The organism is Pseudarthrobacter cremeus (assembly GCF_051857465.1).
In the GTDB taxonomy this organism is placed as follows: domain Bacteria; phylum Actinomycetota; class Actinomycetes; order Actinomycetales; family Micrococcaceae; genus Arthrobacter.
The window spans coordinates 1-22548 of record NZ_JBPZHC010000025.1 but is presented as its reverse complement, the minus strand read 5'-3'; the positions used below and the strand labels follow the sequence as shown (position 1 = coordinate 22548).

Genomic DNA, 22548 nt, shown 5'->3' with positions numbered 1-22548 from the left:
TTGCAGAAGAACGTGCTGAACCGGAAACGATGGGAAACCCGCCAAGAATTACGCTTGGCCATCACCACCTGGATCGAGCGAACCTACCACCGCCGGCGACGGCAAAAAGCCCTCGGTAAACTAACCCCGATCGAGTTTGAGACAATCAACAACATGGCGCTAGCCGCCTAAAAACTATCAACCCCACGAGTCAACCAAAACGTGGGCAGTCCCCTTTTCTACGGCGCTGCTCTCCGAAGACGCGGCTGACCATATGAAGGCTGGACCACCGGATATTCGGTCTACCGCTCGCGATGCCGCGTACTACATGCTCGACCTACGCACCGAGATTCTCGGCGAGACGGGCCGCCGTCAGGCGACGTTCGATTGGCCCCGCGGGGACCGGTACCTGTTGCAGCCGCGCGGCCTGTGGATGACTTTTGGTCCAATCGCAAGCTCGCATCAGTGCCGGTCTAGGTCGCCCTCGAGAGCGGCTAGACGCTCTTGGTCTCGACGAACCGCGACGGCGGCGGCGACAGTGGCCCCTGAGCTAATCGCCTCCGGCGGGATCGGCCGCAACGCGATAGCTTTGGCAGCGGCCTCGGAAACAGCCCAAGCCTCTTGGCCTTTGCGCTCCATGGGATCAATTCTAAGTGTGGTCTCTGCCACGCGCTGACGCGTTCACGTTTCTGATCATCCGCGCCTGTCCCCTCTCGGGTGCTAGTGGCTTGATCTGCTCACACCAGCGGACCGACCTGGGCCCTCGGGCCGCTCGCGGAGACTGCCCTTCCCACTATCTGACTCGGAGCAAGACTGTGGAGTGCCAGGTGCGCCGTCGGCTCCCTAATAACTGCTCTTATCACCGTATGGTCCCGGAAGTCATCCAGTACCATGGCAGCCCTATGCCATGCAGCGTGCAGTGCGCACGTTCATGGGGGAAGGAACGTTCTGGCCAAGCTTCCAGCTCAGGGATGGAGTGTTCAACGAGCCCGTGCTGCGGCTGTTCGAGCAGGCTTTTGAGCTGAAGATCCCGCACAACGTGTTCGCCGCCTGGATGGTCAGCGTGTTGCCTGCGCCGGCCAGCTCCCGGCCCGTGGACATGCTCGACAATATGCCGTTGCTCCAGGACGCCCTGGCTGCCTTCGCCGACCGGTACCGGCCCGTCGAGAAGCGCCGCTGACCCGGCTTACGGACATAGCCAAGCTATATTTGGTGCAAATCCCGGAATCCTGCCGCTCGACGGAATACACCCCTGAGGGTAGGCAGCCTGGTCGCGGGCCGTACCGGAGATGATTCAGGGGAAACCACATTTGCGACGTGAATCCGAAAATGCACAGGATCAGCTGAGTGCCCGACAGATCAAGCAATGAACGATCTCCCCGGCGATGCCCAAGCAGGCGAGCATCTGAAGCGAACGGCACTACGCGACTTTGGACCAGCCCCTGAGCAAAGCGATGACGGCCGCTGGAAACACGCTTTACACAAATTCAGCCTCCCGCCTGACGATACTCCGGTCCCGGTCCTGCTCAGATACGCCCTCAGTCTGGTCGGACTGAAGCCCGGCGGCCCGGGCGAGAAGGTCGCATGGTGGGTGAATTTCACTTTTGAGGACATACCCTGCACCCTCGCCCATGAGAAGTTCGGCGTCCGCCTGTACCTCCGGACCGACCAACCTGCAGAGGAAGCGCGGAAGATCTACGAGCGCATCGTCAAAAAGCTCCGCGGAACCGCCAGGACTGTGGAGCGGTTGATTCTGGACGCCGCACCGGACATCCTCGGCAAAGGCGATGCCACCGCCCTCAACCAGCACCACGCCCTACGGCGCGCTTATGAGTACTTCCGGGAGCGGGCCGAGAAACCTGGGCACATCCAAGACGAGCTCCAGACCGGAGAGAGCAATGGCGGCCAGTGGAGCTCATTCAAGAGCGGCAAGATCCAGATGGAGCTAAACGCGTTCCACGACATGATCGCCGCCATCTCGGCATTTCTCAGCCTCCTCGAGCATGACCTCGTCCTGGCGCTCCCGTTCGCCGGCTTCGATCCGGAAGTCGACAATGTCACCGACCTCATCGGCGCGCGCTGGGGCGACAAGTGGGATCGGGTGGTCGGCAAGACCGCCGAGGCTCTTGAGTTCCGAAGCCGGCTTACCGAGGTTGTTGAGAGGTGGAGGAAACCCTACTCCCACGGCGGCTTCGAGAAAGGCCATGGGGCGACCCTCTGGTTGCATATGCCTGGCGTGGGAGCGGCCGTGCCCGTCGGGCTGACGCGGGTCCGGGACAGCCCGCACTTCTCGTTCATCGGTGGCCGCGAGTCCGACATCGCCGGTGTCTTCGCCCTTTTCGATGAAATCGAACCCTGGTTGAGCATTATGCTGCCGGAAGCCATGCAGTGGATCGACTCGGGCTTGGCCGTCCGCTACGACGACGAGTTCGGGTCACTGTTTGCCCTGTCCAAAGCGGAAAAGAGCTTCGACAGCTTCCTGGAGTACCACGAATACCGCCAGGAACAGATAGACAATGTGGACTACTAGCGCGTATTCAAATCCCAAGAATAAGCGGCGTGCCGTCTTACCGTAAGAAATAGTCGATACCAGCCGATGGCCCCCCATATTCGGCTGGTACTGACTACTACTTAATGTGCTGCCTGGTACTTCTCGAGAATCTCCTGCTGGATACGACCGCGGGCGTTCACCTTGAGTCCTTTATCCAAAGCCCACATCCGAACTGCTTTGGTGTTCACCCCGGAGCCGCCGGCTTTGCGTCCCGCCGGACGTCCACGGCCGCCGGATACCTTGCGTCCGGCATTGGCAAAGCGTTCCAAGGCTGAACGCAGCTCGTTGGCGTGAGCCTCATTCAGATCAATTTCGTATTCAAACCCGTCAAGGCCGAACGTGATGGTTTCATTGGCTTCCGAGCCATCAAGGTCGTCGGAAAGAATTACCACTGTTTTCTGGGCCATGAATTAAGGCTATCAGTTTATCGAGCGAGTGAACGGCCTATCGGCCGGGGCGCTCCAGAAGCGGGAGCTCCCGGCTCAAGAATGGTCCTGCAATGACGAGGCACTTGCCTTTGCGGGGCCCCGGCCTTGGACGCTGATGTCGAATTTCAACTGTTCAGCTATGCAGCCGCACCATATTCCGTGGAATCAAGGCGGCTATATCACTGATCTCCTCCGCCAAGTCAGTGCTTAGACGGTAACCATCGGCTTTACGGGTCAGGAATTTGATCGCAGCAGTCTTGCGTCTAACCTTCGTGGTCTCCTTCAACCATTCGTGGTAGGAGTTCAGTTCAAGCGCCAATTCCTTCTTCCGGCCGCCAAAGTCTTGCTCGTACTCATACACCTTTTCGGCGATCCTGCGGTTTGCCAAGGGAAAAACATATGCAGTCAAAAGGGAGGGATTTACGTCGCCGAGGCCCGCATCGGCGAGAATGCGCGGAGCGAGTATGCCACGTTTATTTTTGGATTCGGCGCGATACTCCGGAGAATGAACCAAGGCTGCCGCCGCGTCGGCAATATACCGGCGCTCCCTCTCCAGGCTTTTCTGATGCTCAGCGTCTTCACCGGCGTCGGACTCCGACTGGGCCGCGTACAGCTCGCTCAGGAACGAGCCAGTCCATTCCGTTTGCGCGTGCCAAACATAGGCAAGGCCCTGGGAGACCCATGTTATCGAGACACCCTCCGTTGAACCGTGGTGCGGTTGAGCCCGGGCAACAACTTGCTTCACTGCGTCAGGCAGGTCCTCGTCATCACCAACCAGTTCGGCCACAAGCCCATGCAGATCAAAGGGCACTGCACTGACACTTACAAATGACGCTCCCACCCGGGCGGCGAAATGCACCACTTCAGTGGCGGAAAGTCGTTTTCCGTCCAGTGCCACGTATTTTCACCTTCGAATTTCGCTCCCGGGAGAGCCAACCGAGCTGCCTCCGCGGCCTGGGTTGGAATACTGGCGGCGACATCAGCCAATTCGGCCGAGGTGTAGGTGAAAGTCATGGTCAAATACTAAGAGACGCGTCAGACACTATTTTCAGATTCAGACGGTTAGGGTATGGCATCTCCTCTTCCATCTCCCTCTGGCTGGGAATGCCCGCAGCGAGGCAACACATAGGATAGCCCGGTGACTGACGAACCAAATCGCCCCCGGTTTCTGACCTTGGCCCAGGTCGCCGACGAGTTGAACGTGAAGCAAAGCCTCGTTCAAGGTCTCATCAGGACGGGGGAGTTGCGTGCTTTTCAGGTCGGTGGAAGGGGCATGTGGCGCATTGGCCGCCAGGACGTTGAAGACTACATCGCCCAGGCCTACCAGCGCACCGCTTATCGCGTCGCGGCCGGTGATCTCGAAGATGGGGGCTGAATCTGAGGGTCAAGAGTAGCTAGTCCTCTTGACCTGGCAGCCAGAGACTCGCACGGGACCAGCGGCAGTATTGTTCTTCTCAGTGAGCTGCGCCCCATCAATTGAACAGTGCGTCGAGCGTCAATGACAGTCCCTCGTCTGGGCGATGTGAGACAGGGCCTGCTCAATCCGCTCTGCCGTGGGCTTATCGCGGTCGCCATCCACCAGGACCGTGCCCGCAAAGGAAAATGGAGCGTCCTCGCGAACGCGTTCCAAGACACGGACGAAGCGCCTGTCCGCGGTCAGGAACAGGTCACAGTCCACCAAGTAGGACGCCTGCTGAGCGTCGCCCGGATTGCCAGAGCCGAGCTTGGCTGTCAACTGCACGAAATCGACTGCCCAGTTCAGCCAATTCCGAGGGACGTCGACAGCGTTGGCCTCATCCAACCACATGTGCACGAAGCTCTCCGGGCTGGAGCGCAGCTTCCCGAGGTCAATCCAAGGCTCGATCCAGTCGGTCAAGGTGCGGTCCTCGCCCGTGATGCGGGCTCGAGGGCCGACCACCACCAGCTGGTGCCAGGTCAAGTGAGCGAGCCTGAGTCGCCACAGGGCCCTGGGGGAGCCGTCCCATCCAGGCAGCTTCCCGAGAAGGGAAGACATGTCCAACTCGGGATCATCCTTTGCGTGAAGTTCGGTGAGGTCGCCCGGCTTGAACTTCTCTTCCCTCATCTCTGTGCTGTTCTGCTTCTGTCCTGCAACGATGTGATCCCTCATGGGGGCCTGGCCCTCATGATGCTCATGCAGAGCCGTCGAGTCCTCCAGGGCCTGCCTCCAGATCTTCTTCAACCAGAAGGTCCGGAGACGTTCCACCTCGGCGCGGTCAGGAATCCGGCGAAGCCATTCCGGATGCGTGCGTCTGATGAGCTCTACGACTTCCTCAGCGAACAGATCCGCCTCGGTGCGAACGCGCGTTCTCCTAGGACCCCTGGCAAGGCCGGCCACCAATCTTCTGCGGACGTCCTCGGACCCGATGCCGACGATCTCCAGCAGTGTGCTGGGTAAGACCTGCGCCTGCAGGTCCAGTTCTTCGAGGAGAGTCTCCAACCGGGGAAGTGACCCGTCATCCAGCGTGGACCACAGGTTCGTGTCGAGGACGATTTGCGTGTTTTGGGTCGGCATTCTTCAACCATAGTGCTGCCATTACGTGATGCGTTCGACCTTGCGCTTGTCCTCGTCCGTCAGGGGCGTCGCGGGTAACCAGCTGGCATAATCGTATCCTTTAAAACTCGCCGAACGCGGTCGGTGAGATGCTGTGCCCATCCCTTCGCCATCTCACTCGATCGAGATTTCCCCGTAAAAAAGGGGGCTCATCGGGAACACGGTATGTTGTGGTCGTTGAGCACGGTGCTCCCTCCGGCCCATCGGGTCCCGCACGTAGGGCACACGATGTGCCACTCCTCCGTGCCGGGGAACTCGATCATCGAGCCGACGTTCTCCCCGCTGGACGGACACCAGCGATTCATGTCCTCCTCTTTCTGAAGGATCGCCTCCTGCATCCTGCCAAAGTCCGAATCGTCGCCGTTGCTCGTCATAGTGAGAACCCTACGCCGGACCTCCGACAGTAACTGCCTGCCATCGCGCGGGCCTCCCCACGGTTGCGTGAGGCGGAACAGTTCGCTGCTGGGCGTCGAAGCGCGAAGGCACACTCTCCACAAACGAGCGTCTGCGACTCAGCTCTGGCAGCGGGTCTGTATTCCTGTCGTAACGCAGGACACGCCGACATCTTCGGTCTCTCAGAAGTGGTTTGTCGCAAACGCTGGATAAAATGAGAGACAAGGTCGACGAGGCGTCGACCCCGGGCTTGTTCAACACTGACGCTTTTGAGCCCTGAGCTCTCAGACGCCGAACATCGGAGCTCTCCACCGAAAGATCGTGGAGAGACATGGACATCGGCTATGCGCGCGTCTCGCGCATCGACCAGATTCTGGACCGCCAGCTCAATGAGCTTCAGGACGCTGGCTGCGAACGGATATTCACCGAGAAGGCCTCAGGCAGCAAGGACTCCAAGCGACCCGAGTTCGATCTCTGCCTCCGGATGCTTCGCCCAGGCGATCGGCTCGTTGTCACCGAGCTTTCGCGCCTCGGCCGGCACACCGGCGAACTCGCGAACCTCGACGAGGCGCTGCAAGAGCGCAGCGTCGGTCTCCGGATCCTCAATCTCGATCTCGACACCACGACGCCTTCGGGCAAGCTGATCTTCACCGTCATCGCCGCAGTGGCACAGATGGAGCGCGAACTCCTCATCGAACGGACCCGATCCGGTCTCGCCGCTGCCCGTGCCCAGGGGCGAGTCGGCGGTCGCAGGCGCACGGTTACCGACAAGCAGATCGCCAAGGCACAAGTCCTTTACGACGAACACCGATTCACGATGGCTGAGATCGCGCGACTCTGCGAGACCAGTCCCGCGACGCTCTACAGGTACCTGAACATTGGAGCCGACCAGTGACGGGCTCTGGCGCTTCAGTCCAGCTGGGCGGGGCCGTGTGGCTGACTTGAGGGGCACGTCCAGTCTGTGGACTGCACCGGTGCCCCGCCAGGCGCTGGACCAGATGTTCAGGGCTGCACGCGCGCCGCCGCACACCACGCACGAAGGAGGCGATCGCACAAACGAACTGAAGGAGAGCATCATGCGTAACACCAGTACGACCAAGACCAAGACCAAGACGACTATTGCCTGTTGGGCCGCCGGAATCGGTTTGGCCGCCGGCCTCGTCGCTTGTTCCGGAGGACCGGGCCCCAGCGGCGAGTAATTTCGGGCCGACTTCCATGCGTGACCTGGGCAAACGCACGTGCGGAACTTTTGCGGAACTCGCCTGCGTGGCAGTTCCGCAGGGGTTTCCGCAAAAGTTCCGCATCGCTGATCGGCCACGATCAGCGCCCCCAGTCGCGTCAGGCCTCGGGCGTCTTGTCGCCGCCTAGCGATCCCTTGCCGGTGATCAAAGCGCCTGCAATGGCTGTTGCTCCTGCGATGGCGAGCCCCCTGAGCACCGGCTTGCCCTTCTCCCAGGTGACCGGCCCGCCTTCGGCGAGGGCGTTCTTCACCTGCTCGACCTCCAGCAACGCTGCCCGCCACTGCTTTGCCGTGATGTCGTCCCAGTCGATCTCGAGACCGAGCGCGTCATAGAGATTCTTAACCGAGCCTCGAGACTCTTTGATCGTGCCGAGCACCCTAGGCGACTTCTTGGGGTGCCCCACCACGTTCTTATTGGCCCTCTCGGCGCTGGCCGTCATCTGGCCCATCAGATCGGCGACACCGTCGGACAGCTCGATGATCGCCTCTCGCCGGTCCTCCTGGATCGCCCGGCGCTTGGCGTCGAGTTTGCTCGGAGCGATCATCGCCGTGTGCTCCAGTTCGAGCGCAGAGAACTCGTCCAGGGCGGTGAAGCAGCGCGCGATCACTCCAACCCACAGCTCGACCTGCTTCTTCAACTCCGGCAGGTGGGCGTCGAGGTCTCCGACGCGCTTGTGCTGCTCCATGTCTGCAGCGACGCCGCGCAGCTTCTCGACCGCCGTGGACTGGATCTCCCGGATCCTCTGCGGAGCGCCGGCGATCTTGTCCCACTCCTGTGTGTCGACCTCGCCCTGAATCCGCAGGAACGTCTGAGCGGAGCGGAGATGCCGCTCAACTCCCCTCAGAGGACCGAGAACCTCGTCGCGCTGGCCGCGGAGCACTTTATCGATCTTTGCGTCCAAGGACTCCAGCAGAGCCCGCAGCTGCTCGGCCTCGGCTTGGCTAGCAGCCTGCGCAAGCCCGCCGGCGACGCCGGAGAGCATACCGGGGTTCGTGAGCCTTGCACCTGTCGAGGTGCTGATCTTCAGCCACTGCTTGATGTCGCCGGGGCGGCCCGCCATTGCGTAGGCCACGCCGGGGACGTCGGTCTCAGTGAGCCCGAACTCCTTGATCGCCTGGGCCGACTCCTCAGTGAGTTTGACCCACAACCCCGATTCCGCGACTTCGTCCGCGATTGTTTGGGTCACTTCTGAGGCAGTGCGGAGTATCGGCACGAGCTGCTGGGAGGTGATCACCCTGGCACGTTCCAGCAGGCCAGCCGAGCGCATGAACCCCTCTACAGCACGTTTGCTGCTTCCGACGACGAGGAGGTTCTCCCCGTCTCGCATCAGCTCTACCTCGTCGGCCGGCTCAACCGTGTCGTCAGGCTCTTCGCTCATCTTCGAAGGGTATCTGGGAGTGTGCTGATGCAGCGAGTGCGTTCCGCAGCCCGGCACACCTCAGAGGTGGTGAAAGTCCTTCCAATACTCCCGCCAGCACCCACGTCCGGCAGTCCAACGGCGGGCGACCGGACGCGGACCGGCCTAGCTGCGCTCCTTCGACGATCCGACCGGAACATTCTGCACGGGGACCGATAGCTTTCGGGCATCGTTGCGCGGGGAGTCCTCCAGTCCGTCGTATCCATATTGAAGGTCTGCGACCGGAACTCGCATGAACTTTACATGTCCGGGCAATACAAACGCCCTCCACTCCGACGCATGGCTGGCCAGCGCGGCATCCCCCTCGTGACAAGCGTTGAGCTCCACAACAAGGAACAAGCTCAGCCGTGGGCCGAAGGGGCGTAGGGCTGTACGAGAGGCCGCAGTCGGCTCGATGCGCTCGGCACTGGATCGGTTACAGTCGCTCAATGAGCAATGCCGAGAGCCTCCAGATCGTCAGCAGGATGCCCGTGCGCAAGCGCAGGTACTGGTACTCCGCCTACGAGGACTCTTCCGACTTTGAGATGCCGTGGTGGCGGGACAAGTACGAGAGTGAGCCATCGACTGAGGACCACTGGGTGGCTATCGTGCTTCGCGAACGAGAAGTCGCGCGGTGCAAGTACGTCATGACAGGTCCCCGCGCTGACACTGTCCTCGGTGACCTTCCGCACGGGCAGCTCGACATCCTCGCGTTCGAAGTCGCCGTCTCTATGCGCCGCAAGGGCATCGGCCGCGCGGCCGTTCAAGCCATCCGGAATCAGAACCCGCTGCCGCGCCTGACTGCCCTGAACGACGGCGTCGAATCGAGGAAGTTCTGGGACGGCATCGGCTGGATTAGGCACGAGCCCGCCCACGCCATCCTCAGGGGCGTCGAACGCGTGACCTACTCCGAGCCCTGAGGCTCGGGGTGGGAGCACGATGCGCATTTGATTATGGGCCCCGTAAGCCGCGACGTTTGGGGTAGCGGCGCAGGCGAATCTCGGACGATCCTCGAACGGGCGGCGGCTCGCTGCGGAACGCGAAGGGCTTGGAGGAAGCGGTTTCAACGCTGGCTGCGCTCAGGTTTCGAACGGGGTTCCTCGCTTGCGGGAGCAGTTCGTCCGCACGCTGTCTTTGGCAGACCGGATTGCATGGCTGCTCGTCCCTGTCAGCGGGGCCAACGAGGCGGCTTGGACGCGCCACATGGCTCACATATAGCGCAAACCTTGGCCTCCATTTTCCCGTCTAATCACTGTGCCAATCCGCTCGCCGTCTAGGGAAGAGCGGCGAGACTGCGGCCCGGACCGCATGACGCGCTTTCCGGCCGTCTGCGCAGCACGTCCTGCGGCATATCCTGATCGTGTGGAGATGACCGGACCCGCGCGGAAGCGCCTCCGAGCAGGCCACCGCTCCGAAAGGGGTGGCATCAATGCGGTGCGCGCACTGCTGGAGCGCCATGACCTGGTCGTCGACGAAGTCGACGGCCGCCGCGACTACGGCCGCGATCTCAACGTTGATGTGACCCAGGACTCCGAAATTACGGGCGGCATCATCGGTGTGCAGGTCAAAGGGGGAAAGACCTTCCATAGGCATGGTCAGTGGGTCATTCCGGCGACGCCGACGGACTGGCAGTATTGGCGTTCGTCGACCGTTCCCATCATCGGCATGGTGCACGATCCAGACACCGCTGCGATCAGCTGGATCAACCTCTCTGAAGTCGCCCGCAGCAGTGTTCAAATCGACGGGTTCAGCGGCCGCCGCAGTCCGATGAGGCGGCCGAAGTGGTCGTCACGGAAGTGCTCGATGACGCCAGTTTCGTTCGCTTCCTGAACGGGGTGGAGGCCTACCTCGCCGCGACCGCCGAGTCGGCCCACTTGCTCCTGGTCGACTCCGACGACGACCTTCGACGGCGCGGCATCTTCAACTGCTGGACGCTCGGCCGTCGCAATTTACGGCCGCTGATCCTCTTGCGACGGCTGCTCCCGTGGATGACGGGCCGGAGCCTGCTCGGGATCGCCGTGCTGGCACACGCCACCCCACATCCCGACATCTTCCGGACGCAGCGGAACTGGATTCCTCGACTCATCGAGAATGAGGTGCGTGCGGCCCTGCGGTGGTCCGCTGACGAGCTGGCGACGCTTGTGAACGCGGTGGAGACGATGGACGCGGCGGCTCGGATTGGCAGCGCGGTGGCGTCGGGCAGAGCCTTTGGTCGATTATGGTGGTCGACCCGGATCTGTGCCAGAAGCTGCCGGGCGCTGTACGGATCTGCGTGAATGCGGGGCAGCTGCGGGCGGCACTCCGTCTGGTGATCTGCTACCAGTACTTGGCCGACGACCCGGTAGCCATCGTGGACGCGATGATAAAGGAGCACCCGACTCTCGCCCATGATGAGATGGCCGGGTACCTCGTGGAACATGTGCATGAGTGGGGACGACTCGACGTTTACTGAGCGCCCGAACAGGCCTGTCGCCGATCTCATCTCTGGCCCGGCCGCGATGAACAAGGTGCGAGCAACAGATCCGGGACGCGCGGCGTGGCGGCTGACGCCGGCAGCGTTCCCGTTCCGGCCTTTGCCAGAAGTCTTGTCAGATCGCCCAGTCCTGGCAAAGCAAAAGGCCCCGGTTCCCTTGTTTTCAAGGGAACCGGGGCCTTTCTCATTGGCGGTGACGGTGGGATTTGAACCCACTGTGGCCCCGGAGTTCATGACACCTGGTCCAGCTCCGGAACAGCCATTCCGTGAGGCCGACGGTTGGAAGGCTATCATTTCAACCGTGAATCTGTCCTTGTAGCGGGCTGAGGGCAACGGGATCATCCTAGGCCTCAGATACAAGATGACCTTTCAACGGACTGCTCGCTACCAAGCCCCTGTCTCTTTCCTGTCCGGAGTCATTGCACACCTGCTGCTCTTGCAGCTTGTGAGAGGTTGACCGCTAGTGAAGTCATGTCGCTCCGTCCCGCAACTTCCATGAACCCGTGAGCTCTTCTGCTCACACCATGGAACACAACGGACGGAGCACCAATGTTTTTTGCAGCGGTGGACCCGGGGATTACCCCGAACGCAAGCTTTCCTTTCCTGGAATCGCTCAAACAGATCGGCGGCGGCATCCTGGTCGGCGCCTTCATCATCATTGCCATCGTGGCCATCATCGGTGCCGCGATGCTGCTGGCCGGCAAACTTAGCCAATCATCACGCCTTGCCTCCGGAGGTGGCGTGATCCTCCTTTGGACGGGCCCCGTCGCTGCCATACTCGGCGGCATCAACGGCTACATCCTCTGGTCGCAGACAGCCTTTCCTCTCGGGTTTTAACTCATGCCTGTTGAGTGCGATCTCAATGGATGGTGGCCGCCCGGCTGCGGTTTGGTTTCACAAGCGAACGACAACGCGTTTGGCGCAGTCACGTCTCTCTTCGCCAACATCCTCCAAAGCATGGCGTCCTGGCTTTGGGCCTTCATTACTGGCGCCTTCACCGTGTCGAACGTCGATGACTCCCAATGGCTCTCCATCAAAGGCCTAACGAGCTGGTGGGTGGTCGTCATGATGACGCCGCTCGTCGTCGTGATGATCCTCCAGGTCCTGTCGGGCCTGGTCAGTCAGCAGCCGAGACGCATCGGCCGCGCGCTGCTCGGCGGAGCTGCCGCCATCCCACTCGTCGGGGCTGCCGTGTATCTCGTCCGGCAACTGACGCGGGCGAGTGACTTAGCCTCAGCCGCGCTGCTCGAATCCATCGGTTCGGACCCTTACCTCGTGTTCATGAGGCTTTTCGGATTTGAACGGGCACCAGAAGGAAGTGGTCGGGAATGGAACTTGGTCTCGCTTGCGCCTGGAACGACAGGGGGCCCAGCCGGCGCCGTCGTCGTTACGGTGATGGCAGTCATTGTCGTGTGGATTCTTGCCTTCATCCTGATGTGCTCAATGATCTTCCGCTCCTTTGCACTCGTCGTCTTGGCGGCCGTCGCGCCGGTGGCCCTGATGCTTCTGCCCTGGGACAAGACCAAGTCCTGGGCACGCCGCTGGTGCGAGGTGGTCATTGCCCTGGTGTTGGCAAAACCCTTAGCCGCAACGGTATTGGCCGTTGCAGTGAAGCTCTTTGCGGAGTCAAAGTCCTTTGCCGGCTTGGCAGCCGGAACGGTGGGTATGGCCCTTGCCTGCGGCGCGCCCTTGATGGCCTTGCGCTTGGTTAGCTTCGCGGGTGGGGAACTTGCGGCAGCGGCCCAAACGGCCGGTGGCGGCCACGTCCTGTCGCGGAGCAGCAGCGTGGCGGCTCGCCAAATCAGTCGGCAGACAGGTGGTCGCCTAACTCTTGCTGGCTTGGTGAATCGTTCGGCCATGACCCGGCCAGTCAGCTCAAGCCGTAACCTCTTCCCGACACAAGTGCTGGCACCCGCTGTCCGGTCCGGCGTGCCGTCGCCCCAGGGTGACGGGAGCCAGTTGGCCCTGAGAACCGCGCCCTCTACCGGAGGCCGGAACACCCTGAGGTCGCAGCAGGGCTTAGTGCGCATAGACCCTCACGAAAACACCAGTACCGCCCCGGCATCCGCCCGGCAGGGTCCACTCGGAGATACCGAACGGCGAGCGCAGCCCGAAGCGAGCGCACCTGCCCCTTCGAGAGTGCGGCCTCCGAAACCCCGTCCGCCAATAATTGACCCTCCGAACGGAGGTACCCCACATGTCTGAAGATGCGCGCGCCCTTGAGGCCGTCAAATTCCCTAGATACGAGCGCCGAGGGTTCTTCCTCGGTCTGAAGTGGTACCAGTTGCTGATCGTCGTAGGGGGAGGGGCTGTTGCCATCGTGGCTTCCGCGAGCAGTGGGCCGGTCGGCCTGTTCTCCTCCGGCCCCCTGTGGCTTGGACTTATGCTGCTTGGGCTCCTCCAGTATTCCCGCATCCCTTATCCGGTATGGGCGAAACAACTCATTGTGTTCTTTTACCGGGTGGCAGCAGGCCAGACGCGTTTCCTCGCAAAGCCCGCAACTCCACAGCTTGCCGGGCGGATCGCCCTCCCGGGTGGTCTAGGCAATCTGGAGATTCGGACAACTGCCCGCGGTGAATGCTTCTTGGTGGACCGCCACGGGAGGGAGGCAATCGCGGTGTTGCGCTGCAGCACGAGGTCTTTTGCACTCTTGGACGCAGACGATAAAGCATGGGCGGTCCAAGCCTGGTCGCGTGTGCAAGCCGGCATGGCCCAGCGGCCAGGCGTGGCCAGGGTCGCGGTCCAGGATTACACCGTGCCCTATCCGTCGTCGGCGCTCTGGGAGTTCTACAAGGACAACGCCGTCACGGCCCAAACCGGAGAGAAGAATGCGTGGGGACAACGCGCCTATGAGGACTTGCTGGGGGCGGCGGGGGCAACCATGAGCCATGAGCTCCTGGTAGCCGTTGTCCTGGACACAAGCAAGGCTCGACGGCGGATCAAGGAGTCGGGCGGGGGACGGGTAGGCCTGGAGCGCGTCCTGCGGCTGGAAGTCGAGGCAATGAAAACGTCGCTCGGTACCCACAGCGTGAAGGTAGAGGAGTGGATTGGGGAACCGGGATTGCTGGGGATCATTCGTGGCGCATTCGACCCGGCTGCTTTGCCGGCTGCCAAAGCGTCGGTGGCGGCAGCCTCGCCGTCGGACGAGCAGGCAAATGAGGAGATGGACACCCTCCACCGCCATGGCCCGATGGCCGTTGTGGAACACTGGACGTACCTGCGGACGGACACCGGTTTTCATCAGACTTTCTGGATTGCTGAATGGCCGCGCCAGAAAGTGTTCCCGGGCTTCCTGCACCCGCTGATCTACGTGGGCGAATTCCGGCACACGTTCACGGAAGTCATACGGGCAGTGCCTACCGCAGAAGCCCTCCGTGACATCCGCTCCGCACAGGAGGCACATGAGACTCGCCGCCGCATCAACGCCCGCTTCGACAGGCCACTTACCCGTGAGCAAAAGGCCGAGGAAGAAGAAGTAATCCAGAGGGAGGAAGAGATCGTCGCCGGCCATGGTGACGTCCGCCCGGCTGCCTACATCACCGTCACGGCGACCACGCTGGAGGACCTGGCAAGGCATCGCCAGGAACTTGAGTCCGCTGCGGCCGGAGCTTTTGTTGAGCTTCGGCTTCTCTACGGACAGCAATGGGCCGCGTTTGTTGCCGGTGGTCTGCCGCTTGGAAGGGGACTGCGTTGAAGCAGGCATCAATGAGCTTCGAGTACCTACCGTCCGGAAAAAACCGAACGGAACGGAAAGCACGACGGCGGCCCGCACCACCCGCTGCAAGGTGGGCGAGTGCCGCGGTAGGGGACACCCGGCACGGCCCCCAGGGCTTTCGCCTCGCGGGTGACTGGGGGAGCAACGAGCCGAACTCCCTGCGGGGTCCACATCGCTTGCGGCCCGCGCCCCACCGGGCTTCGACCATGACGTTTGCGGCCGCCTACCCATTCCTTACTGAGTCGGGGCTGGGGCACGAGGGAACCTACATCGGCACCGACGTGTTCGGATCCGGGGCTTTCTCTTACGATCCATGGATCCTGTACGACAAGGGGATCATCAGCGGGCCTTCCATTGTTGTTATTGGGACAGTCGGCACCGGCAAGTCCATGTGCGGCAAGTCGCTCGTGACGCGGTCAATCACCCTAGGGCGAAAGGCAGCCGTCGCGTCTGATCCCAAGGGCGAGTGGGTTGCAGTAGCGGAGGCTGTTGGCGGCAAGGTCATTTCCATAGGCCCGGGTCGCCCTGCAAGGGTGAATCCCCTCGACGCCGGTCCCCGTTCCACTGCCCTTACCGAGGCCCAGTGGCAAGCGGTGGTGAGGCAACGGCGTCGGTATCTCCTTGGGGCCTTGGTCTCGCTCATGCGGCAGGGCACGCCCCTTCGCCCAGTGGAGCACACAGCCCTGGACATCGCCCTAATGGAAACCATGGCCGAAAACACAAACCCAACCCTGCCAATGGTGCTGGACCACCTCCTCAAGCCGTCGAAGGAGATGACCGCCCTAGTCGGCTCAGACGGAGCAACCGCCGTCAGCCATTCCCTGCGACGTACCGTGTCCGGTGATCTCGAGGGCATGTTCGATGCGCCATCCACTGTGGCCTTCGACGCTGACGCACCCATGATGGTGATGGATACCTCAGCACTGATCGGAGCGTCCGAGCAGGCCCTTTCGCTGGCCGCGGCCTGCGGCGCCACATGGCTGGAAGCCGCAATTACCAATCCCGACGGCGGAAAACGGCTTGTCGTGTACGACGAGGGGTGGCGGATGCTCGCAGATCCGTACATGTTGGCAAAGATGAGCGAGCAGTGGCGGCTCGCCCGAACCTACGGGATCGCAAACCTGCTCATCATGCACAAGGTCGCCGACCTCAACGAGATCGGTGACAGCACCAGTGGACACAGACAGAAAGCCCTGGGCCTGCTGACTGAAGCTGATACGCGGGTCATTTACCGCCAGAAACACGACGCGATGCGCCTGACCAAGGAAGCGCTCGGCCTGACCGAAGCTGAATGCGAGCACGTTGAGAACCTTCCGAAGGGCGTCGGGCTTTGGAAAGTGGGCAACCGCTCCTTCATCGTTGCCAACCGGGTGACCACTGACGAGCTTGCTGTTTTCGGGACAGACGACAGGATGCTGTGAGGAGGCCGGGCAGCGCACGGGCTGCAAGCGACAACCCTTTGGTTACCGCTGGGCTTGTCGCCGCTGCAGCCTACATAAGTCTTTGCGCAGTGGTGCAGGCAGCAGCGCACGTGGCCGGCTCTTGGCAGTGCGGCACCATGCCGCCGCCGCCCTTCAACCCTGCCGCCGCCGTCGGACTCATCGCCAACAGAATGGAATGGATCATTGTTCGCCGGGCTGATTGTGTGTTTGGCACAGACAGCGTCTGGTGGGTTCTCGCCCCGGCTCTACTGCTGGTGGCTGCGCTCGCCGTCGGTGCGGTGGGCCTTTGGCGGCGATGGAAGCAATCGGGGGGTTGGCTGCGCCAAGACATCCTGAACCGCGACGGCGTTGCCCGCCGTGCGGAGATTCTTCACGACTTTGGGGCGAGAGCCGTGCGGAAACGGGGGAAGTTCACCCGGCCCGGACTTGTGAACCCTACTGTGCAGGACGTCTCGTGGACGCTGGGCCGCTCCCGGGGCGTCACCGTTCATGTCTCCACGGAGGAATCGATGGTCATCCAAGGTGCGCCGCGATCCGGCAAGGGCTTGTACGTCGTCATCAACGCCATTCTTGATGCTCCCGGTGCCGTCGTCACGACATCCACGCGAGCTGACAACTTGGTGGTGACGATGAGGGCGCGGGCCTCCGGTGGGCGACCGGTGACAGTCTTTGACCCGCAGGGTATGTCGGGGATTCCGACGTCGCTTCGTTGGTCGCCTGTGCGCGGCTGTGAAGACCCGGACATCGCGACCCGGCGGGCATTGGTCATTACCGCGGACACCGAGATGAAAGGGGAGAACGCAGCGTGGCAGAAGCGCTCGCTGATAGTTCTTCAGTGCTTGCTGCATGCAGCGGCGCTGTGCGGCGAGGGAGTGGCGGCATTCCGGCGCTGGTCATCCAGCCCGGTATTGGCGCGGGAGGCGCTCGAGGTTCTGGGCAGCCCTGGGGCGGCGCTGGGTTGGCAGGCAGACCTAATGGGGATCCTGGAGGACGATCCGCGGAATACTTCTAACTCGTGGATCGGCGTTTCGGCGGCGGTGGCACCTCTCTCATCGCCCAAGGTGCTGGCCGCGCTGAATCCCCAGGACGCATCCGAAGAGTTCGATCCGAAAGCCTTCATCCGGGAACGGGGGACTCTGTATCTCATCGGCACTCGGGCGGGGGCAGCAGCTGCCGGGTCTTATCTATCGGCCCTGATCGATGACATTGACAATGCAGCCCGTGAGATGGCCTTTGTGTCACCAGGCGGGCGGCTTGAGCCACCGCTTTCCCTAGTACTGGACGAGATTGCGAACCTCGCCCCATGGCCCGGGCTGCCTGTGGCGCTGTCCGACGGCGGTGGAATTGGGATCTCAACACTGGTTGTTCTGCAGTCCCTATCCCAGGCCCGCTCGGGCTGGTCCATTGACGAGGCATCGACTATTTGGGACTCGGCGATCATCAAGGTGATATTTGGAGGCGGATCCGATGAACGCGATCTTCGCTCCCTTGCCGGGTTGCTGGGAGAGAGGAGCCTCACCCTCACCACGCGGTCCTGGTCTTCCGCTGGCAGGCAGGACGGCGAGCAGATACGCGAAAGCCCAGTGATCGCCCTGGACGAGATCCGGCGCCTGCCTGCCGGCACGGCTTTGATGCTTGGGCGGCGGACTCGACCGATCCTGCTTGACCTACTCGAGTGGCACAAGCGTAAGGACGCAGGGGAGCTGCGCCGCTTGAAGGCAGAAATGGAGCACATCTTGGCCGACGGGCACAGGGAGCGTCAGCGTAAGACAGAAGGGCCGCCGGATGCGCAGCCATGACGAGACCGAGGAGTTCGATGTCCCATCCGCGGGCTCCTTCGGGGACGACGAGATCACCGCGCAGCTGTTTCGATCCGCTTTTGGTGCTTCAGCGGCTTCCAAGAGCGTGACCCGCCGTTGGCGGGACATGACGCCGGAGCAGTCCCAGGAAAGCTGGGGCGCTCTTTTCTCATGGGTGAGATGGCTTGTCTCGACTTATCAACTGACGACGTCGGTCGTTCCCGACTGCTGGTGGCGTCACCCCGAGATTGTGGCTGAGTTGTATGCGCTTCACCGCGCTGAGCTTGCCTCCTACACCCAAGATGACCCGGGCTTCGGCCCGCTTGCCTTTCACGAAAGGCTCCCGCACGCCGTCGAACGCTTGCGGATGCATACCAGGACTGCCGGATGCGTTGGGCTGCAGGCACACAAGGAGCCTGCGCCTCGAATCCTGTCTGGTGATGACCCTGACTTTGTTGAGTGGCGGAAGGCTGCTCATCAACTGGTTGCTGACTTCTGAGTCATGTCGCTCTTGAGGTGCTTAACCATGAACAGGTGTCTGCGCAGCGTTGCTGCGGTCCAAGAAGCATGAAGGGTGGCTGTCGTGGCCGCTACACCTGAAGTTCCATCTAGCACTTTGCCTGACCAGAGCTCTCCGGAAGCCGGCGTCGGCGCTCGCCGTATGCCGCCCGAGGAGCGAATCGCCTCATTGATGGATGGCCTGCACTCGATCCTGGAGGAGGCGGTCGAGTCACCTTCACATTGGCAGGTTCTGCTTGATGCCTCAGCCAATTTGTGGCGGTACTCAGGTGGCAACGTCGCTTTGCTCATGATGCAGATGGCGCAGCGGGGCACGGACGAGCCGACGCTCGTCGCAGGGTACAAGGAATGGGAACGACACGGCCGCACTGTCCTCCGTGGCGAGCAAGCCCTGTGGGTCATTGCACCTCGGACTGCCCGCGTGCAGCAGATGCTGCTGCCCGACGGTACGCGCCAGCGCATTCCTCTCGGCGACAAACTTCCTAAGGGCGCTATCGACGAGGGGAAGAAGACCCTCATCACGGGTTGGCGCGGCCAGGCAGTCTTCGACGTTTCGCAGACCCAGGGAACTCCGCTGCTGGTTCCCAGGCCGAGTGATGCCCCGACCTTCGACGCGCCGCACCTATGGAAGTCGCTGGCTCGTGTTGCCCGCACGCACGGCTTCTCGATCCAGGTCACCGATGCGCAGTTCGGGCTGACGAGCGGCTTCACTGACTTCGCACAGCGCCACGTTCAAGTGGGCGGCTGGCTCAACGCAGAGGAGCGCGTCGCCGTCCTGGCACACGAGCTCGGCCATGTCCTGCTGCACGGGCCCGACGACAAAGTGGGAAAGCTGTATGGAAGCAGCGTTGACCACCGCGGCCTTGCCGAAGTAGAGGCCGAATCTGTGGCGTACACGATCCTCAAGGCTCATGGAATCGACCGGGGCCCGCAGTCTGCAAGCTACCTGTCTGGCTGGGCTGACGCAGTCATTGAGGCTGAGCATTCAGCTTCGAATAACGACTCCTCTCGCGGGCAGCCTCCTTCCCGCGTGGACATAGCGAAGTCAGTCCTGGGCCGGGTCACGGAGGCCAGCAAAGAGATTCTTGAAGTAACTGATCCTCCGGGTACCGGTGGAAAGGTCCCTGCGGCTGAAGCTGCTCCTAGGGTCCATGGCCAGGAGACCTATGCGGGCATGGAGCAGCAGGGTGCGCCGTCGCGAGGGCTGGAGATCTCGGGCCCATAGAGCATCCACCAACTGTTAGACGGGAGAGCCCCGTCTACGAATGAAAGGGCAGAAGATATGAGCACAAAGATTCCGGTCAACATTGTTGGCAATCTCGTTGCGGACCCCGAGCTCACGTATGGGGAGTCCGGTGTCGCACACGCCAAACTCCGGGTTGCTGTGAACCAGCGGATTCAGGGAGCAGATGGCTCATGGCAGGACGGAGAGCCTGTTTTCCACAATGTCTCGGCGTTCCGGGCGCTCGCAGAGAATGCTTCGAACTCCTTGAAGAAGGGCGACCCCGTGACGGTGTCGGGTGAACTCGAGTTCCGTGCCTTCGAAAAGGACGGGGAGAAGCGCGAAGCGCGCCGCATTGTGGCTGAAACCATCGGCCCTGACCTCCGCTTTGGCACGGCTGCTTACCACCGTTCTCCACGTGCCGCGGCTGGTCCAGAAGCTGCAATGGGAGCCGGTCTGCAGGCGGCTCCTGAAGCAGCCCAACCCGCCTACAGCATCGCCACGAAGGGGCCGGTGGCAGTGCCCCCTTTAGGCGGGCCGGCGCGGAATGAGATAAGCCTGTGACTGCTGGTCCGGACGTTAGCTCCTGAACAGGGGTGGCGTTGTTCCGGTCCGTTACAGCCAAAATGAAGTGGTGTCCGGTCTGGTCCTCTTGGGGGCCAGGCCGTCCTGCGTGCGCTCAGGCGTCGACCAGTTCACTTATAGCCTGCTACTGCCCTTCCACTCTTCCGGCTGCACACGTTTGATGCTCGAGGACTGCGCCCACCCCATGTGGTATTTGCCGGAAGAATCCAGCCATTCGATAAGACCGTACTTGTGCGTCCACCCGACAGCTTTGCCATAGATACCGCCGACGTAGACCAGTGGACACCCGAACTTCGGGAATTCCCGGATAGGTGCAGGGTCATCTATGGGCCGGCTTGCCTCAGCCTCCATACGAGCGATCATGCGCTCAACATCTTCAGGGGAGCCGGACTTGATCACGAGGACAACTATAGAACATACGTTCGAATGTGGCCTGCCTGCTCGCCCGCTCCAAATGTCTGCACAGATCCTCAGGAATTGGACTTGGAGCTTCACATCGAACTGAAACATAAGTTGCATTCAGTGTCGCCGGGAAGGCTGCTCCTGTTCTGACAACCAGATGTGTTAAGCAGTTGTGGTGCATGGGGACCCTCAAGGTAGGCCGGCTGGCGTTCGCGGTCTCCTTCTGGGGGCCGTCGGTGCCCGCAAAGCTGATGCCTGCGCATCATCCGTCCGCCAACGCGGGACGTCGGCGACCCAGGCCGCGGATGTGGCAGCTGTCGGTTGATTCTGCGGCGTGCCGCTCTCTCCAGCCCAAGTCCACCTGCTGAAGCGGCCGTCTTGCTTGAGCTCGCACGACTCGGTCGCCACCACGATCGTGGACTCGGCTCAGGTCTGCCAGGTCCCGGCTTCGACTCATGCGCTCAGCGGGGTGTCCTCTTCCTTGACGAGGCGTCAAATCTAGGACATACCACGGTCAACGTCTGCGGCCGGTTCGTCCGTTCCGTTCGATAGCGTTGATCCCATGCGCGCCATCGACCTTGAAGCCAGAGTTATTACTGCAGTAGATCGGATACGTGATGGTCAGCATGTGGAAGACGACCTCATCGAATGTAAGCGGTCCTGGCCGCAGGAACACAAGGCACGCCAGCTAGCAGGAAGCTTGAACCGCGCGGGTGGTGATCCAGTCATTTACATCATCGGTATCGATGAGAAGACGGGCGCAGTTCACGATGTATCGGACACGGACATCCTGGACTGGTGGAACCAGATTGTTCCCCAGTTTGATCACACGCCGCCCGAGCTAATCCGCCACCTCAACGTACAGATAGGCGAAGGCGGAGAGCATGTAGTTGCCGTTGCGGTGGCTTCTGATCGGGCGCCCTACGTCGTGAAAGTTGGGAAGGGCAACCAGGTGCTGGAAGTGCCGATGCGTGAGGGCACCGGCACCAGAAGCGCCCGGCGTGACGAGTTGCTTCGCATGCTCATACCGGCAGTTCGCCTGCCCCAAGTTCTAGTTCTGGATGCGTATCTTCGCGCTGATTACTATCCGGCTGCTAAAGGTGGCAGCAGCGAGCGGATGCACGTTGGTGGACAATTGCGTCTGTACGTGGAGCATAACGGGGACCGCATCATTACTCTGCCTGCACACGGAATGAGGGGCCAACTAACCATAGGTAGCGATGAGTTTGATCTGGCCGTTTCACCTCCGGGGGAGGAAGCCAGCGTTCCCACGGGCCCATCACACTTTAGATTCAAGAGGCCGAGTGATGGCATCATCCTCGACGCACCTCGTGCAGTGCCACTAGGGCTGACCGTGCGGGATATGCAACCCGAGCACGCTGCTCTTTTCGGAAGCGCTGACGAACTGGAAGTAGACGTGGCACTTGAAGTCTTGCATGCCGTCAAGTCTCTGAAGTTCAAGATTGTGTTACACCGAGACCGGGAGAGCAATCTAGGCAAGGACGGGGTTGTTGATGGTGTATTCACCCAAAGCTTCTCGCCTGGAAATTGGGCCTTTAAGCACGCGGGTGTACCGTTCGATGAGTGACCCTCAATCTCCTGATGCAGGTGCGAGTTCGGGACTGCCCACGTTTTGGTTGACTCGTGGGGTTGATAGTTTTTAGGCGGCTAGCGCCATGTTGTTGATTGTCTCAAACTCGATCGGGGGTAGTTTACCGAGGGCTTTTTGCCGTCGCCGGCGGTGGTAGGTTCGCTCGATCCAGGTGGTGATGGCCAAGCGTAATTCTTGGCGGGTTTCCCATCGTTTCCGGTTCAGCACGTTCTTCTGCAA

Annotated in this window: 24 protein-coding genes and 2 pseudogenes; 19 read left to right on the top strand and 7 right to left on the bottom strand. The window is 61.6% G+C overall.

Annotated elements, in window-relative coordinates:
- From ACS5PJ_RS22320 to ACS5PJ_RS22310, 3 genes and pseudogenes are all read left to right on the top strand, one after another.
- A pseudogene (locus ACS5PJ_RS22320) lies at positions 1 to 171 on the top strand (IS3 family transposase); the annotation flags it as partial.
- Positions 172 to 886: 715 nt separating this feature from the next.
- Positions 887 to 1159, top strand: coding sequence for a hypothetical protein (locus ACS5PJ_RS22315; protein WP_439437025.1), 273 nt, complete (start codon positions 887 to 889; stop codon positions 1157 to 1159).
- Between the two features lie 411 nt (positions 1160 to 1570).
- On the top strand, positions 1571 to 2509 hold the full coding sequence (locus tag ACS5PJ_RS22310; RefSeq protein ID WP_439437024.1) for a hypothetical protein: 939 nt from the start codon (positions 1571 to 1573) through the stop codon (positions 2507 to 2509).
- Positions 2510 to 2610: 101 nt separating this feature from the next.
- On the opposite strand, the gene ACS5PJ_RS22305 is transcribed toward ACS5PJ_RS22310, so the two are convergent.
- Together ACS5PJ_RS22305 and ACS5PJ_RS22300 are read right to left on the bottom strand one after the other, a co-directional pair.
- Positions 2611 to 2937, bottom strand: a complete 327-nt coding sequence (locus ACS5PJ_RS22305; RefSeq protein ID WP_439437023.1) for a histone-like nucleoid-structuring protein Lsr2 — start codon at positions 2935 to 2937, stop codon at positions 2611 to 2613.
- A 154-nt stretch (positions 2938 to 3091) separates the two neighbouring features.
- On the bottom strand, positions 3092 to 3856 hold the full coding sequence (locus ACS5PJ_RS22300; protein ID WP_439437022.1) for a hypothetical protein: 765 nt from the start codon (positions 3854 to 3856) through the stop codon (positions 3092 to 3094).
- A gap of 240 nt (positions 3857 to 4096) precedes the next feature.
- Between ACS5PJ_RS22300 and ACS5PJ_RS22295 the strand changes: the two genes are divergently transcribed.
- Complete coding sequence (locus ACS5PJ_RS22295; protein WP_439437021.1) at positions 4097 to 4333, top strand: helix-turn-helix domain-containing protein; 237 nt, start codon at positions 4097 to 4099, stop codon at positions 4331 to 4333.
- A gap of 120 nt (positions 4334 to 4453) precedes the next feature.
- Here ACS5PJ_RS22295 and ACS5PJ_RS22290 read toward each other — a convergent pair whose 3' ends face one another.
- Both ACS5PJ_RS22290 and ACS5PJ_RS22285 read right to left on the bottom strand, forming a co-directional pair.
- Positions 4454 to 5491, bottom strand: coding sequence for a hypothetical protein (locus ACS5PJ_RS22290; protein WP_439437020.1), 1038 nt, complete (start codon positions 5489 to 5491; stop codon positions 4454 to 4456).
- 188 nt (positions 5492 to 5679) lie between these two features.
- Entirely contained in the window at positions 5680 to 5904 is a 225-nt protein-coding gene (locus ACS5PJ_RS22285) for a hypothetical protein (RefSeq protein ID WP_439437019.1), read from the bottom strand.
- A gap of 350 nt (positions 5905 to 6254) precedes the next feature.
- Here ACS5PJ_RS22285 and ACS5PJ_RS22280 point away from each other — a divergent pair, with 350 nt between their 5' ends.
- Positions 6255 to 6818, top strand: a complete 564-nt coding sequence (locus ACS5PJ_RS22280) for a recombinase family protein (RefSeq protein WP_439437018.1) — start codon at positions 6255 to 6257, stop codon at positions 6816 to 6818.
- 181 nt (positions 6819 to 6999) lie between these two features.
- The gene (locus ACS5PJ_RS22275) at positions 7000 to 7122 is read left to right on the top strand and encodes a hypothetical protein (protein WP_439437017.1); all 123 of its coding nucleotides are present in this window, start codon (positions 7000 to 7002) and stop codon (positions 7120 to 7122) included.
- Between the two features lie 139 nt (positions 7123 to 7261).
- Here the strand turns inward: ACS5PJ_RS22275 and ACS5PJ_RS22270 are convergent, their stop codons facing one another.
- Positions 7262 to 8542 carry a hypothetical protein gene (locus tag ACS5PJ_RS22270; protein ID WP_439437016.1) on the bottom strand — a complete coding sequence of 427 codons (1281 nt, stop codon included), beginning with the start codon at positions 8540 to 8542 and terminating at the stop codon, positions 7262 to 7264.
- A gap of 467 nt (positions 8543 to 9009) precedes the next feature.
- Between ACS5PJ_RS22270 and ACS5PJ_RS22265 the strand changes: the two genes are divergently transcribed.
- From ACS5PJ_RS22265 to ACS5PJ_RS22210, 12 genes are all read left to right on the top strand, one after another.
- Positions 9010 to 9480, top strand: a complete 471-nt coding sequence (locus ACS5PJ_RS22265; RefSeq protein WP_439437015.1) for a hypothetical protein — start codon at positions 9010 to 9012, stop codon at positions 9478 to 9480.
- Between the two features lie 448 nt (positions 9481 to 9928).
- Complete coding sequence (locus ACS5PJ_RS22260; protein WP_439437028.1) at positions 9929 to 10390, top strand: DUF4365 domain-containing protein; 462 nt, start codon at positions 9929 to 9931, stop codon at positions 10388 to 10390.
- On the top strand, positions 10342 to 10836 hold the full coding sequence (locus ACS5PJ_RS22255; protein WP_439437014.1) for a hypothetical protein: 495 nt from the start codon (positions 10342 to 10344) through the stop codon (positions 10834 to 10836). The genes ACS5PJ_RS22260 and ACS5PJ_RS22255 overlap by 49 nt, the downstream gene beginning before the upstream one ends.
- On the top strand, positions 10833 to 11012 hold the full coding sequence (locus tag ACS5PJ_RS22250; protein WP_439437013.1) for a hypothetical protein: 180 nt from the start codon (positions 10833 to 10835) through the stop codon (positions 11010 to 11012). Before ACS5PJ_RS22255 ends, ACS5PJ_RS22250 begins: the two co-directional genes overlap by 4 nt.
- A 570-nt stretch (positions 11013 to 11582) precedes the next feature.
- A complete protein-coding gene (locus tag ACS5PJ_RS22245; RefSeq protein ID WP_056084497.1) occupies positions 11583 to 11870 on the top strand; it encodes a hypothetical protein in 288 nt (95 codons plus the stop codon).
- A 3-nt stretch (positions 11871 to 11873) separates the two neighbouring features.
- Positions 11874 to 13238, top strand: a complete 1365-nt coding sequence (locus tag ACS5PJ_RS22240) for a type IV secretion system protein (RefSeq protein WP_439437012.1) — start codon at positions 11874 to 11876, stop codon at positions 13236 to 13238.
- Positions 13231 to 14727, top strand: coding sequence for an SCO6880 family protein (locus ACS5PJ_RS22235; RefSeq protein ID WP_439437011.1), 1497 nt, complete (start codon positions 13231 to 13233; stop codon positions 14725 to 14727). The genes ACS5PJ_RS22240 and ACS5PJ_RS22235 overlap by 8 nt, the downstream gene beginning before the upstream one ends.
- 227 nt (positions 14728 to 14954) lie before the next feature.
- Positions 14955 to 16169 carry a putative type IV secretion/conjugal transfer ATPase gene (locus ACS5PJ_RS22230; protein ID WP_439437010.1) on the top strand — a complete coding sequence of 405 codons (1215 nt, stop codon included), beginning with the start codon at positions 14955 to 14957 and terminating at the stop codon, positions 16167 to 16169.
- A 137-nt stretch (positions 16170 to 16306) separates the two neighbouring features.
- Positions 16307 to 17989: a type IV secretory system conjugative DNA transfer family protein gene (locus tag ACS5PJ_RS22225; protein WP_439437027.1), complete on the top strand. Its 1683-nt coding sequence runs from the start codon at positions 16307 to 16309 to the stop codon at positions 17987 to 17989.
- Complete coding sequence (locus ACS5PJ_RS22220) at positions 17976 to 18488, top strand: hypothetical protein (protein WP_439437009.1); 513 nt, start codon at positions 17976 to 17978, stop codon at positions 18486 to 18488. The genes ACS5PJ_RS22225 and ACS5PJ_RS22220 overlap by 14 nt, the downstream gene beginning before the upstream one ends.
- Positions 18489 to 18650: 162 nt before the next feature.
- Positions 18651 to 19733, top strand: coding sequence for an ArdC-like ssDNA-binding domain-containing protein (locus ACS5PJ_RS22215; protein ID WP_439437008.1), 1083 nt, complete (start codon positions 18651 to 18653; stop codon positions 19731 to 19733).
- 57 nt (positions 19734 to 19790) lie between these two features.
- On the top strand, positions 19791 to 20294 hold the full coding sequence (locus tag ACS5PJ_RS22210) for a single-stranded DNA-binding protein (RefSeq protein WP_439437007.1): 504 nt from the start codon (positions 19791 to 19793) through the stop codon (positions 20292 to 20294).
- Between the two features lie 135 nt (positions 20295 to 20429).
- Here ACS5PJ_RS22210 and ACS5PJ_RS22205 read toward each other — a convergent pair whose 3' ends face one another.
- On the bottom strand, positions 20430 to 20714 hold the full coding sequence (locus ACS5PJ_RS22205; RefSeq protein WP_439437006.1) for a hypothetical protein: 285 nt from the start codon (positions 20712 to 20714) through the stop codon (positions 20430 to 20432).
- Positions 20715 to 21279: 565 nt separating this feature from the next.
- Between ACS5PJ_RS22205 and ACS5PJ_RS22200 the strand changes: the two genes are divergently transcribed.
- Positions 21280 to 22305: a hypothetical protein gene (locus tag ACS5PJ_RS22200; RefSeq protein WP_439437005.1), complete on the top strand. Its 1026-nt coding sequence runs from the start codon at positions 21280 to 21282 to the stop codon at positions 22303 to 22305.
- A gap of 72 nt (positions 22306 to 22377) precedes the next feature.
- Here the strand turns inward: ACS5PJ_RS22200 and ACS5PJ_RS22195 are convergent.
- Positions 22378 to 22548: pseudogene (locus tag ACS5PJ_RS22195) on the bottom strand (IS3 family transposase); the annotation flags it as partial.